The organism is Pseudomonas sp. GM_Psu_1 (assembly GCF_026544185.1).
In the GTDB taxonomy this organism is placed as follows: Bacteria; Pseudomonadota; Gammaproteobacteria; order Pseudomonadales; family Pseudomonadaceae; genus Chryseomonas; species Chryseomonas oryzihabitans.
Genome location: NZ_JALNUX010000007.1, coordinates 167,674 through 180,293 on the forward strand (window position 1 = coordinate 167,674; position 12,620 = coordinate 180,293).

At 62.7% G+C, this 12,620-nt stretch carries 15 protein-coding genes; 4 read left to right on the forward strand and 11 right to left on the reverse strand.

Going from position 1 to position 12,620, the window contains the following annotated elements; all coding sequences use genetic code 11:
* Positions 1-3 precede the first annotated feature (3 nt).
* The 11 genes from flgJ to OXS31_RS14545 form a co-directional block, all read right to left on the reverse strand.
* Entirely contained in the window at positions 4-1,224 is a 1,221-nt protein-coding gene (flgJ, locus tag OXS31_RS14495; protein ID WP_074584327.1) for a flagellar assembly peptidoglycan hydrolase FlgJ, read from the reverse strand.
* Between the two features lie 12 nt (positions 1,225-1,236).
* Complete coding sequence (locus tag OXS31_RS14500) at positions 1,237-2,337, reverse strand: flagellar basal body P-ring protein FlgI (RefSeq protein WP_007160438.1); 1,101 nt, start codon at positions 2,335-2,337, stop codon at positions 1,237-1,239.
* Between the two features lie 11 nt (positions 2,338-2,348).
* Complete coding sequence (flgH, locus tag OXS31_RS14505; protein WP_027601645.1) at positions 2,349-3,044, reverse strand: flagellar basal body L-ring protein FlgH; 696 nt, start codon at positions 3,042-3,044, stop codon at positions 2,349-2,351.
* A 21-nt stretch (positions 3,045-3,065) separates the two neighbouring features.
* Entirely contained in the window at positions 3,066-3,851 is a 786-nt protein-coding gene (gene flgG, locus OXS31_RS14510) for a flagellar basal-body rod protein FlgG (protein WP_027598031.1), read from the reverse strand.
* A gap of 46 nt (positions 3,852-3,897) precedes the next feature.
* On the reverse strand, positions 3,898-4,641 hold the full coding sequence (locus OXS31_RS14515; RefSeq protein WP_027598032.1) for a flagellar basal body rod protein FlgF: 744 nt from the start codon (positions 4,639-4,641) through the stop codon (positions 3,898-3,900).
* Between the two features lie 169 nt (positions 4,642-4,810).
* The gene (locus tag OXS31_RS14520; RefSeq protein ID WP_181083282.1) at positions 4,811-6,334 is read right to left on the reverse strand and encodes a flagellar hook protein FlgE; all 1,524 of its coding nucleotides are present in this window, start codon (positions 6,332-6,334) and stop codon (positions 4,811-4,813) included.
* Positions 6,335-6,360: 26 nt separating this feature from the next.
* A complete protein-coding gene (flgD, locus tag OXS31_RS14525; protein WP_197851417.1) occupies positions 6,361-7,071 on the reverse strand; it encodes a flagellar hook assembly protein FlgD in 711 nt (236 codons plus the stop codon).
* 12 nt (positions 7,072-7,083) lie between these two features.
* Positions 7,084-7,521 carry a flagellar basal body rod protein FlgC gene (gene flgC, locus OXS31_RS14530; protein WP_267399844.1) on the reverse strand — a complete coding sequence of 146 codons (438 nt, stop codon included), beginning with the start codon at positions 7,519-7,521 and terminating at the stop codon, positions 7,084-7,086.
* Positions 7,522-7,523: 2 nt separating this feature from the next.
* The gene (gene flgB, locus OXS31_RS14535; RefSeq protein WP_017642008.1) at positions 7,524-7,946 is read right to left on the reverse strand and encodes a flagellar basal body rod protein FlgB; all 423 of its coding nucleotides are present in this window, start codon (positions 7,944-7,946) and stop codon (positions 7,524-7,526) included.
* A 222-nt stretch (positions 7,947-8,168) separates the two neighbouring features.
* The gene (gene cheR, locus OXS31_RS14540; RefSeq protein ID WP_267399847.1) at positions 8,169-8,996 is read right to left on the reverse strand and encodes a protein-glutamate O-methyltransferase CheR; all 828 of its coding nucleotides are present in this window, start codon (positions 8,994-8,996) and stop codon (positions 8,169-8,171) included.
* A gap of 42 nt (positions 8,997-9,038) precedes the next feature.
* A complete protein-coding gene (locus tag OXS31_RS14545) occupies positions 9,039-9,971 on the reverse strand; it encodes a chemotaxis protein CheV (protein WP_007160449.1) in 933 nt (310 codons plus the stop codon).
* 233 nt (positions 9,972-10,204) lie between these two features.
* Between OXS31_RS14545 and flgA the strand changes: the two genes are divergently transcribed.
* The 4 genes from flgA (at position 10,205) to OXS31_RS14565 (ending at position 12,618) form a co-directional block, all read left to right on the forward strand.
* Positions 10,205-10,798: a flagellar basal body P-ring formation chaperone FlgA gene (gene flgA, locus OXS31_RS14550; RefSeq protein WP_255211779.1), complete on the forward strand. Its 594-nt coding sequence runs from the start codon at positions 10,205-10,207 to the stop codon at positions 10,796-10,798.
* Between the two features lie 160 nt (positions 10,799-10,958).
* Complete coding sequence (gene flgM / locus OXS31_RS14555; protein ID WP_027598038.1) at positions 10,959-11,267, forward strand: flagellar biosynthesis anti-sigma factor FlgM; 309 nt, start codon at positions 10,959-10,961, stop codon at positions 11,265-11,267.
* Positions 11,268-11,327: 60 nt separating this feature from the next.
* On the forward strand, positions 11,328-11,795 hold the full coding sequence (locus OXS31_RS14560; RefSeq protein WP_267399852.1) for a flagellar protein FlgN: 468 nt from the start codon (positions 11,328-11,330) through the stop codon (positions 11,793-11,795).
* A gap of 88 nt (positions 11,796-11,883) precedes the next feature.
* The gene (locus tag OXS31_RS14565) at positions 11,884-12,618 is read left to right on the forward strand and encodes a flagellar brake protein (protein WP_077172390.1); all 735 of its coding nucleotides are present in this window, start codon (positions 11,884-11,886) and stop codon (positions 12,616-12,618) included.
* The last annotated feature ends 2 nt before the right edge of the window (positions 12,619-12,620 follow it).

Here is a 12,620-nt window from a genome sequence, read left to right on the forward strand (position 1 = left end):
ACCTCAACCGCGGGACGGACTGGTGCCCAGGGAGGCGACCGTCTGATAGGTGTTCATGTTGCGGGCGATCTGGATCACCTTGCGTGCGTAGTGCGGATCGGTGGCGTAGCCGGCCTGCTGCAGCCCCTGCATGAAGCGCTCGGAGTTGCCGTTGGTGGACAGCGCCTTGTCATAGCGGTCGTTGCTCTGCAGGAAGTTCACGTAATCGTGGAAGCTATCGGCGAAGGAATCGTAGGTGCGGAACTTGGCGGTCTCGGTCACAGCCTTGCCGTTGACGAATTCCTGGGTCACCGCCGGGGCGCTGCCGCCGTCCCAGCCGTGGGATTTGATGCCGAACAGGTTGTTGCTGTTGCTGCCATCGGCCTGCTTGACCATGTGCTTGCCCCAGCCGGTTTCCAGCGCCGCCTGGGCGACCAGGTACTTGGGGTCCACGCCCAGGCGCTTCGCCGCGGCCTCGGCCATGGGCATCATGGTGTCGACGAATTCCTGACGGGTGCGGAAACGGGTCTTGCCGGTGGCAGCGGCGCCGTCCACGCTGGCGACGGCCTCGGTCGCGGCGGCCGGCTTGCTGCCGGGTTGCGTGGCCTGCTGGCGCCAGGCGCTCTGGGCGGCCGCGACGTCCTGAAAACTCTGCTTGAGGGTGGCGCCCTGCTCCGCCGCGCCGGAAATATTGGCGGCGGTACGCTCGGCCAGACGCCCGGGCAGGGCCAACCGGCGCGAATTCAGCGCGCTGGAATCGTCCCGCCCGGAGGACGCTACGTTAGTGGCGGGCTTGAGGCCGTGGCTCGCCACGTCGTTGAGCTTGGCGTTGCGGCCGGCGGCCAGCTGGCCTTCGGTGGGCGCAGCCTGGCCGACCTGGGCGAAGGGATTAGGGCGGCTCGACGGCTGGGCGGTCTTGCTCAGCTGACGCTCGAGCACGTTGGCCAGGCCGATACCACCGCCATCCCGGGACAGGGAAACGGCCAGCTGCTGGTCGTACATGTCCTGGTACTGCTTGGTGGTCTCGCTGGAAAAGGGGCTGTCCTTGTCCGCCAGCGCCTGGTTGGCGCTGCGCATGGACTTGAGCATCTGGCTCAGGAACAGCGACTCGAATTCGCCGGCGACCTTCTTGACGTTTTCCGAGCTGTCGCGATCCTTACCCTTCATCTGGGCCAACCGATTCAGGTCGGTGAAGGCCCCCGAATCCTTGACGTTGCCGTAGTTGCCACCCAGACGAGATTCCATCGCCCGTTCTCCTTAGATAACGATCAGATCGGCCTGCAAGGCGCCGGCCTGTTTCAACGCTTCGAGAATGGCGACCAGGTCGCTGGGCGCAGCGCCCACCTGATTCACCGCTCTCACGATCTCGTCCAACGTGGTACCCGGACCGAACTTGAACATCGGCTTGGCCTCCTGCTTGGCCTTGACGGTCGACTGGGGGGTCACCACCGTCTGCCCACCCGACAAGGGATTGGGCTGGCTCACCTGGGGGTCCTCGCTGATGGTCACGGTCAGGCTGCCCTGGGTCACCGCCGCCGGCGAGACCTTGACGTTCTGGCCGATGACGATGGTCCCGGTGCGGGAGTTGACGATGACCTTGGCCACCGCCTGCCCCGGATCCACTTCCATGTTCTCCAGGATCGAGATGTAGTCGACGCGCTGGCTGGGATCCACCGGCGCCGTGACGCGAATCGATCCGGCATCAACAGCGGATGCAACACCCGCGCCAAGTGTCTCGTTGATCTTGTCGACGATGCGCTTGGCGGTGGTGAAGTCGCTGCGATTGAGGTCCAGCGTGATGCTGTTGCCCTGGTCGAAGCCGCTCGGCACCGGCCGCTCGACGGTGGCGCCATTGGGAATGCGGCCGGACGACGGAACGTTGACGGTGATCTTCGAGCCATCGCGACCTTCGGCGTCAAAACCACCCACCACCAGGTTGCCCTGGGCGATGGCGTAGATCTGGCCATCGATCCCCTTGAGCGGCGAGAGCAGCAGGCTGCCGCCTCTCAGGCTCTTGGAGTTGCCGATGGAGGACACGGTGATGTCGATGGTCTGGCCGGGCTTGGCGAAGGCCGGCAGATCGGCATGGATGGACACCGCGGCGACGTTCTTCAGCTGCGCGGTGGTACCCGGCGGCACCTTGATGCCGAACTGGGCCAGCATGTTGTTGAAGGTCTGCACGGTGAAGGGCGTCTGGGTGGTCTGGTCGCCGGTCCCGGGCAGACCCACCACCAGGCCGTAGCCGATCAGCTGGTTGGTCCGCACGCCCTGGATGCTGGCGATGTCCTTCAGCCGATCCGCCTGGGCCAGGGGCATGACCAGGGCCAGGGCGGCAGCGGCGATGAGGGTCTTGAACATGGCGCTCATCCTCAGAAGGGCATCAGCGGGCTGCCGAAGAACTGGCTCAGCCAGCCCGGCTGACTGGCATCGGCGAAGGCGCCGGTGCCCGAATACGTGATCCGCGCATCGGCCACGCGGGTGGACGACACGGTGTTGTCGGTGGCGATGTCATCGGCGCGGACCATGCCCTGGATGCGCATGAGTTCGTTGCCGGTGTTAAGCGTCAACCACTTCTCGCCGCGGACCACCAGGATGCCGTTGGGCAGCACCTCGGCGATGGTCACGGTCAGCGAGCCGGACAGGCTGTTGCCCTGGGCCGCGGTGGACTTGCCGGTGTTGGAGCGGTTGCCGGAGAAGCCGGCGTCCAGGCTCAGGTCGCCGTCGGCCAGGGGATTGGGGATCTTCGGCTTGGCACCGAACAGCGAAGTCAGCCCGAGGGTCGCCTTGCTGTTCTTGGCGACGTCGGAACTGGCGTTCTTGCTGGCCTGGGTCTTCTCCTGCAGGGTGACGGTGATGATGTCGCCCACGCGGAAGGCCTTGCGGTCGGTATAGAGATTCTGTTCGAACCCCGACTGGAAGATGGCGCCGTTGTTCTGCGCCGCCGGCACCGGCGTGCGCGGCAACACCGGAGCGTAATAGGGATCGTCCGGCTTGGCGGCCGGGGCTACGCATCCTGCGAGTACGAGCGCTCCCAGGAGCGGGGCGACGGCGAACAGAGGTTTCATGGAGCGCGTCCTCACAGGGGATTAGAGCTGTTGACTGACGAAGCCGAGCATGTCGTCGGCCGCTTTGATGACCTTGGAATTCATCTCGTAGGCGCGCTGGGTGGTGATCATGTTCACCAGCTCCTCCACCGTGCTCACGTTGGAGTTTTCCAGGGTGCTCTGCAGCACGGTGCCGAGGCCGTTCAGACCCGGGGTGCCAACCTGGGGCGCGCCGCTGGAGGCGGTCTCGCTGAACAGGTTCTGGCCCACGGCCTGGAGACCGCCCGGGTTGACGAACTGGGCGATCTGCAGGTTGCCGATGACCTGGGGCGCGGCCTGGCCGGCGGTGGTGACCGACACGGTACCGTCTTCGCCGACGGTAAAGGTCTTGGTATCGGCCGGCAGCACGATGGCGGGCTGCAGGGCGAAGCCGTTGGCGGTGACGAGCTGGCCATCGGCATTCAGGTGGAAGGTGCCGTCACGGGTGTAGTTGATGGTCCCGTCGGGCATGGTCACCTGGAAGAAGCCGTCGCCGTTGATGGCCATGTCCAGCGGCTGGTCGGTGGTCTGCAGCGAACCCTCGGTGAAGTTCTTCTGGGTGCCGACGATGCGCACACCGGTACCCAGCTGCAGGCCGGAGGGCAGCTGATTGTCCTGGGTGGACTGGGCACCCGGCTGGCGCCGGATCTGGTACAGCAGGTCCTGGAATTCGGCGCGGTCGCGCTTGAAGCCCGTGGTGGACACGTTGGCCAGGTTGTTGGAAATGGTGGTGAGGTTCATGTCCTGGGCGGACAGACCGGTCTTGGCGACCCACAGTGACGACATCATGATGGTATTCCTCGAAGTGCCGGTTTTACGTCGGCGCTAGCCTTGATCAGGAGAATTGCAAAACCTTTGCCAGCGCCGCGTCGTTGTCTTCGGCGCTGCGCATCATCTTCACCTGCAGTTCGAACTGGCGGGACAGCGACAGGATCGAGGTCATCTCCTCCGCCGCATTGACATTGCTCGACTCGACGAAGCCGGACACCAGGGACACATTGGCATCCATAGGCGGCGCCGCCTGGCCCTGCTTCATGTGCAGCAGGCCGTCGAGCCCCTTTTCCATCTGCTTGGTGTCGGGATTGACCAGCTTGATGCGATCGACCTGGGCCAGGGCATTGGCTGCCTGGCCGGAGCCGCGAATGGTGATGCTGCCGTCCTGACCGATTTCCACCTTGGAAGCGGGCGGCACGGCGATGGGTCCGCCATTGCCGAGCACCGGCATACCACTGCCGGTCCGCAGCATGCCGAGGGGATCGATCTGCAGACTGGAGGTACGCACATAGGCCTCCTTGCCGGAGGGATCCTGGACCGCGACGAAACCCGGCCCCTGGATGGCCACGTCCAGATCACGCCCGGTTTCCTGCAGCGCGCCGGGCGTGAAGTCCGTCGCCGGCCGTTCGCTCATGGAATAGACGCGCGACGGCATGGTCTCGCCGAACACCTGCATCGAGCGCGCCTGCTCGAGATCCTTGCGGAATCCCGAGGTCGAGACGTTGGCCAGGTTGTTGGCATGGGCGCGCTGGGCCATTTCGTTCTGGCTGGCGCCGGTCATGGCGACGTACAGCAGCTTGTCCATCTGATCCTCCGACGGCGGCCGATTGCCGCCAAGCTTGCGTTCGGAGGTTCTTTAGCAAGGCCCGTTCCAGAAAACGAAAAACCTGCTGAATCAAGGGCTTGAGAATAGAAAAGCCTCCCAAAGGAGGCTTTTCCTGACGTCTGAGCGGCAAGCCGTCAGAGAAACGACATCAACGCAGGTTGATGATGGTCTGGGTGATGGCGTTCTCGGTCTCGATGGTCTTAGCGTTCGCCTGGTAGTTGCGCTGCGCCACGATCATGTCGACCAGCTCGGTGGAGATGTCGACGTTGGACGCCTCCAACGCACCGGATTGCAGGGCCCCCAGGGTACCGGCCCGCGGCGTGCCCACCACCGGCTGGCCGGACTCGGCGGATTCGGTCCAGGAAGTCTTGCCCATGGGCGTCAGGCCTTGGACGTTGGCGAAGTTGGCCAGGATCACCTGACCCTGCACCTTGGACTGACCGTTGGTGTAGCGCGCGAAGATCTGACCGGTATCGTCGATCTCCAGACCGGACAGCTGACCGGTGGTGTAGCCGTCCTGGTTGACGCTGTTCACCGCGAAGGCCGTAGAGAATTGCGTCGAGCCGCGCGGATCGAAGGTGAAGCCGCCCGTGTTGCCCAGCGCGCCGTTCCAGCTGTAGTTCGCCGGGTTGCCACCATCGGATATCGCCGGGATCCAGCCACTGCCGCTCGAGCCGGTGGGGTCGGCGGCGAAGGTGATGATGTTGGTCTTGGGATCGATGCTGACGCCCGACGAAGAAGAGGTCACGGTGCTCAGCTTGCCGGCCGCATCGAAGGTCACGCCAAAGCTCTGCGGCTGGGTGCCATAGGCGGCCACTGCTGCGGCGACCGAGGCCGCAGTCGCACCGGTAGCGGCAGCTGCGTTGTTGGCGATGGTCTTCACCTGGGGCGTGGCCCCGGACATGTTGTTGACAGCCGTAGCGACATCATTCGCCGTGGCACCGGCAACCCCTGCCGCCGTATTGGCCGTTTTGGTGGCGATACCCGGATCCAGCGGATTGCGCCCATCGATCAGCACCTGCATCGACCACTGATTGGTGGCCGGCGCCGGTGCCTTGACGAAGTACTGCGACATGACGTGGGAGTTACCCTGGCTGTCATAGATGTTCAGCGAGGTCGAGGAGTTGTAGGTTTTCGGATCCGAGGGATCGAAGGGCGTCAGCGTCGGCGGTGCGCTGGTCGAGTTCAGGTTGAACTGCTGAGCGATCTGGGTGGTGGACTTGGGCGCCTGACTGGCCGTCTCGATGCGCAGGTCGCTGCGTACGCCGGGCTGCAGCAGGCCTTGGGCATTGGTGGTGTAGCCCTGCAGCTTGTAGCCGTTGTTGTCGACGATGAAGCCTTGCTTGTCGGTGCCGAAGTAACCCGCACGGGTGTACTGGACGGCACCGTTGTTGCTGGTCATGAAGAAGCCGTTGCCATTGATGCCCATGTCCAGCGCATTCTGCGTGGAATCGATGGTGCCCTGGTTGAACAGCTGGCCGACATTGCCCAGCAGCACGCCGCTGCCCTGGGCATTCTTGCCGGTGCCCAGCACCGAGGCGGCATAGAGATCCTGGAATTCCGCCCGCGACTGTTTGAAGCCGACGGTGCTGGCGTTGGCGATGTTGTTGCCGGTGATGTTGAGGTCACTGGACGCGGCCTTGATGCCGCTCAAACCGATATTGAAAGACATGCTGGATTCCTCTCGTGTGCCGCGCCTTACTGGCCGACCGCCTGGACTTTGGAGATGCCGATGCTGCCGACGCCGGCAAGGTTGAGTGTCATTTCGCCGCCGTTCTGCCCCAGCGTCACGCTGTCGACGTTAGCCGGCAAACTGGTTTTCATGGCTTCGGTCTTGCCATCGATGCTGGCCTGGGCCTCGAAGCGATAGGTGCCTGCGTCCAGCTTCTTGCCACTGGCATCGGTGCCATCCCAGGTAAAGTTCACCAGGCCGCTGGATTGCTGTCCCAGGTTCAGGCGGTTCACCTGACTGCCGCTGGTGTCATAGACGTTGACCCAGACATTGGAGCTGGAAGCGGTCAGGTTGAGCGCCCCCTTGAAGTCCGCGGTGGTATCCACCTTGACCTGGTCGCTGTCGACGATCACCTTGCGTCCCACCAGGGTGGACGCCTGCAACGCCTGGGAAGACTGGCTGCCGGAAAGGATCGAGCTGACGCTGGTGTTGAGGTTGGTGATGCCTTCGACGGTACTGAATTGCGCCAGCTGCGCGATGAATTCGCCATTGCCCTGGGGCTCCAGCGGATTCTGGTTGTTCATCTGGGCGACCATCAGCTTGAGGAACTCGTCCTTGCCGAGCTGGCTAGTCTTCTTGGTCTCGCTGCCGCTGCTGTCACCCGTGGCACTCGTCTTGTTGAGCGAGTACTTGTCGAGTACCGACTGAGCGGTGGAATTGGTCGTGCTTATGGCCATGGCGCCGGTTCCTTACTGACCGAGGGTCAGCACCTTCTGCATCATCTGTTTGGCGGTATTCATCATTTCCGCATTGGTCTGGAAGGCGCGACTGGCCGAAATCATGTCGGCCATCTCCTCCACCACGTTCACATTGGGGTAGTAGACGTAGCCGTCCTTGTCCGCCATCGGGTGGTTGGGCTCATAGCGCTTCTGTACCTCGCTCTGGTCCTCGACGATGCCCTTGACCTCCACCCCGACCCCGGCCTGATCCTGGTCGTCGAACAGCGAGGCGCCGCCCTGGGCCTCGTTGAGCTGGGCGGCGAACACCGGGTGCCGCGCCTTGTAGGTCTGGTCGACGCTGGAAGACACGGAATCGGCGTTGGCCATGTTGCTGGCCACGGTATTGAGGCGAACGTTCTGGGCGCTCATCCCGCTGCCGGCGATGTTGAACAGCGAACTCAGGGACATGGCTATTCTCCGCGCAGGGCCGACATCAGCCCCTTGAACTTGCTATTGAGCAGGGTGAAACTGGCCTGGAAATTCATCGCGTTCTCCGCGTAGTTGGCCTGCTCGACCTGCGCATCCACGGTGTTCTGGTCCACCGAGGGCTGAGTGGGGATGCGATATTTCAACGCCGAGTCGCCCATGCCCATGTCGAAGCCTTCGGCAGCGATATGGCGGCTGTTGGTGGTTTCCAGCTGATAGTGGCCGGAAGCCCCCGGCGCGCTCTTGGCCGCCTGCTCCGCCATCACGGCGCTGAAATCCAGATCCCGTGCCTTGTAGCCTGGGGTGTCGGCATTGGCGATGTTGTTGCCCAACACCTCGGCACGCTGCGAACGGAAGTTCAGCGCCTGCTCGTGCAACCCGAGTGCTTTGTCGAAACTGATGCTCATGTCGAGAGACCTTTGACGTGGCTTGCAAGCGATTTAGCAAGGCCCGTGCCAGTCTCCAGCATCCATCTAAATCAAGGGCTTAGCGCAGGGTGGCAGTCAGAACGACGGCAAGCGGCAAGGTTTTTCCGCCGTCTTTGCCGGGCCCCGAGGCCGGGGCGGCAAAACTTTGGCGCAAAAGAAAGGGCAGACCTGGGTCTGCCCTTGGGGTGTCCATCGACCGGCCTACTTGGCCTTGTAGATGATGCCCGGATTGCACTGCACCATCTGATAGAGATCCGGCAGGCCATTGAGGGCCTCGGAGGCGCCCAGGAACAGATAGCCGCCCGGCTTGAGGGTGCTGTGGATGCGCGTGAGGATGTCCTTCTTCACCTCGGCGGAAAAGTAGATCAGCACGTTGCGGCAGAACACCATGTCGAACTTGCCGAGGCTGGCATAGCTGTCCAGCAGATTCAGCGCACGGAATTCGATGCGGCTGCGAATCGCCGGCTTGACCGCCCAGCGCCCCGGCTGCTGCACGTCGAAGTAGCGCTGCAGGCGCTCCTGGGACAGCCCCCGACCGATCGCCAGCGAATCGTATTCGCCGGACTTGGCCGCGGTGAGAATGGCGCCGGACAGGTCGGTCGCCACGATCTGCATGCCGCCACGCCCCTGCCCTGCCGCACTGCGCTCGAATTCGTCCATGGTCATGGACAGCGAATAGGGTTCCTGACCCGAGGAGCAGGCCGCCGACCAGACCCGCAGGCGCTGGCCGAAGGTGTTCTTGGTCAACTCCGGCAAGAGGCGGTTCTTGAGCACCTCGAAGGGATAGGTGTCGCGAAACCACAGGGTTTCGTTGGTCGTCATCGCATCGATGACCTTTTCCCGCAACCCGCCACGGGGCTGCATCTGGATGCGCTGCACCAACTCCGACAACGTCTTGATCCCTTCGGTCTCCATCAGCTTGTTGAGCCGACTGGAGACGAGGTACTGCTTGTTGTCACCGAGCAGGATCCCGCTGGATTTCTCGAGGAAATCACGAAAAAGCACAAAATCCGCGTTGACTGCTGACACTGCCGCTCCGCCTTCTGGATACCGGGATAGAGACGCCTTCACCTAGTGACTGTCGACCGCGTTGATGCGCTCGGCTACCCGGGAGGCAAGATCATCGGGGCGGAACTTGGCCAGGAAGTCGTCCGCACCGACCTTCTTGACCATCGCCTGGTTGAAGACGCCGGACAAGGAGGTATGCAGCAGTATATGCACTTTCTGCATCCGCGAATCATGACGGATTTCCGCCGTCAGGGTGTAGCCATCCATTTCCGGCATCTCGATGTCGGAAATGATCATCAGCAATTCCTCTTCCGGGCGCTTGCCTTCGGCCACCATGGCCTGGAGGTAATTCAGGGCCTGGCGGCCGTCGTTGAGGGAGATGACCTCTACCCCGACGGTTTCCAGGCAGCGACTCACCTGCTTGCGGGCCACCGAGGAGTCGTCGACGATCAGGACGCGCTTGGTGACGGCCTTGGCCTGTACCACTTCGCTGATGACGCCGGCCGATACGGTTTCGACGGACGGTGCGACTTCGGACAGGATCTTTTCCACGTCGATGATCTCGACGAGCTGGTTGTCGACCCGGGTGACGGCGGTTAGGTAGTGATCACGACCGGTGCCCTTGGGCGGCGGGTTGATGCCTTCCCAGTTCATGTTGACGATCCGCTCCACCGAGCGCACCAGGAAGCCCTGCACCTTGGTGTTGTACTCGGTGATGATCACGAAGCAGTTGTTGATGTCTTCCAGCCCACGGCGACCGGTGGCCATGGCCAGGTCGATGATGGGAAAGGTGCCGCCGCGAATGCTGGCCACGCCCCGTACCACCGGACTCGATTTCGGCATCACGGTGAGTTTGGGGCACTGCAGCACCTCCTTCACCTTGAAGACGTTGATGCCATAGAGCTGCGAGCCGTCCAGGCGGAACAGCAGCAGTTCCAGACGGTTCTGGCCCACCAGTTGGGTACGTTGGTTGACTGCGTCCAATACACCAGCCATTTGGCGACTCCTCTCGTTGCCACGGACCGGTTGGAAAACTCGGCACAGGGCTTGCTTAGATGTGACTCATGAAGATCGAAGCGACGTGTTTCCGACCTATGAAGACTTCTTGCCGCTGGGCTGCGAATCTTTTGCTGATCCTGACATGCCTGGGCGGAAAGGCCTATGCAGAAGGCGACTACACCTCATCTGACGAACTTATCGGCGCCGTCGAAAGTTTTCTTGAGGAGCGCGTGCAGGAATATTTGCTGGAGACCCATTCCAACGCGCGCCATGAAACCCAGATCAACTCGCTGGATTCCCGCCTGCGCCTGGCCGCCTGCGACAAACCCCTGACGCTGTCGCAGCAGGGCAACCCGACCCCGGTGGGTCGGATAAACGTCAAGGTACGCTGCGAAGGCGCTAGTCCCTGGACGGTATTCGTGCCCGCGCAGGTCAAGTTGTATCGCCCAGTGGTGGTCACGCTGCAGCCCCTGTTGCGTGGCGCGGTGCTGGACAGCCAGAACGTGGCGCTGGTGGAGCGTGATGTCGGCACCCTGACCCAGGGCTACCTGACCAGCCTGGAACAGGTGATAGGCACCCAGCTGAAGCGTCAGGTGGTCAGTGAGCAGGTCCTGGCGCCGTCCTTTATCGAGCAGGCCGAACTCATTCGCAAGGGCGAGCAGGTGGTCATCAATGCCCGCAGCGCCTCCTTCAGCATCCGCATGCAGGGCGAGGCCCTCAGCGCCGGCGCCAAGGACGAGGAGATCCGCGTACGCAACCTCAGCTCCAACCGGGTAATTCACGGTCGGGTCGTCGATCAGGGCCAGGTGGAGGTAGCCCTTTAGCGCAAGAGCCAAAAGAGGTACCTTGAACGTCCGCTTCCTGAACCTCTGCGCGTCATCCTGTCGAAGGATGTGACGGGGCGCACAGGTCTACGGCTAAAGTTTCGGCATTGCACGCCGATAAGCCGGACATGCGAACGAGACGACACGAGGATCTCCACTCATGGCTCTAGATATCAATCGCCTGAATTCGTCCTCTACTGCGGGCATAGGCAATACCAAGGCGGCGTCAACCAAGGACGTGTCCGCGGCTCAGACCAGCGACGTCAAGGCTACCCAGAGCACCGCCTCCGGCGAGTCGGTCAGCTTGAGCGCTGAAGCCAAGCAACTGAGCTCCCTGACGGCAGGGCTCAAGGATCTGCCGGTGGTCGACAGCGACAAGGTCAGCCGCCTGAAACAGGCCATCGCCGATGGCTCCTACAAGGTCGACAGCCAGAAAGTGGCCGACAAACTGATGGCGTTCGAGTCCTGACGCCCGGTTCGGCACGGCCTTTCTGACGATCGTCACTAACGTTCGAAAGGAAACCGTGCCATGCCCAATGCCACCTTGCTCGAGATCACCCGCCACGACATCGACCTGAGCGAGCAACTGCTGGCCCTGATCGAGCAGGAATTCCAGGCCTTGAGCGAGCGTCAGCTCGATCGGCTGGAAGCCCTGCTGGGTACCAAGCAGATCCTGCTCAAGCAGCTCGACCAGCATGCCCAGCAGCGCACTGCCCTGCTCCAGGCCCACGGCCTGCGCTCGGATCTGCAGGGCTTGCAAGCCCTAGCGGCGCGGCTACCCGATGGGGAAGAACTGCTGGCGCTTTCCAGTCAGCTCGCGCAGCTCATGGAGCAGTGCAAGGCGCATAACGTCCGCAATGGCCAGATCATCCAGGCCAACCGCTTCGTGGTCGGCAAGCTGCTGAACGTGCTGCAGGGCACCTCGGCACCCACGCTGTACAACCGTCGCGGCAGCCAGACCGGTGGCGGTTATCAGCGTCCGCTGAGTTCGGCTTGAGCTCGAAGCTTTTCCCCCAACGCGTTTTTGCTGTACAGATGGCAGCTAGCCAGTATTCTTGCTGACCGCTGTTTACAGGAGTTTCCAGGTGCAAGGTTCTTCCGCTAGCGACAACGCCGCTCAGCCACCCCAGATCTATCGCTCCAAGGGCGAGATCCTGGCCTGCCTGCGGCCGGCGCAACAGCAGCACATTCCGCTGCGGATCACCTTCAATCGTCAGGGGCAGCAATTCCAGAGCTTCGTCGTCGAAATCGACGAAGCCAAGGGACTGATCGCGCTGGACGAATTCATCCCACGTGAAGCCGAACGCCTGCTCGAACAGGGCCAGGCGTTTCGGGTGGACAGCTTCCACGAGGGCATCAAGGTCACCTGGCAGATTGATCATCCGGTCGAGTTCAGCGAACTGGACGGCAACCGCTGCTATTGGATCGGCCTGCCCACCGAGCTCACCTATCACCAGCGGCGCAATGCCTATCGGGTCAAGCTGCTGCTGACCCAGCCGGCGACGGCCGAGTTGAGTCAGGGCAACAGCCAGATCCAGCTGCGTGGCCAACTGATTGATCTGTCGGCCACGGGCTGCAAGCTACGCTTTCCCGGCAACGTGACCCACTTGCTGCAACCCGGGCAGCGGGTCCAGAGCTTTACCGCCGAGTTGCCCATAGGCGCCATCAACACGCCGGTGACCATCCGCCACGTGGCCTGTCCGGACCGCCTGGAATACAGCGACGTGGGCGTCTGCTTCGACAACCTCAGTGGCGCAGCCCAGCGCCAAGTCGAGCGCTTCATCTACCAGCTGCAGCGAGAAAATCGCCGGTTCGAGTGACC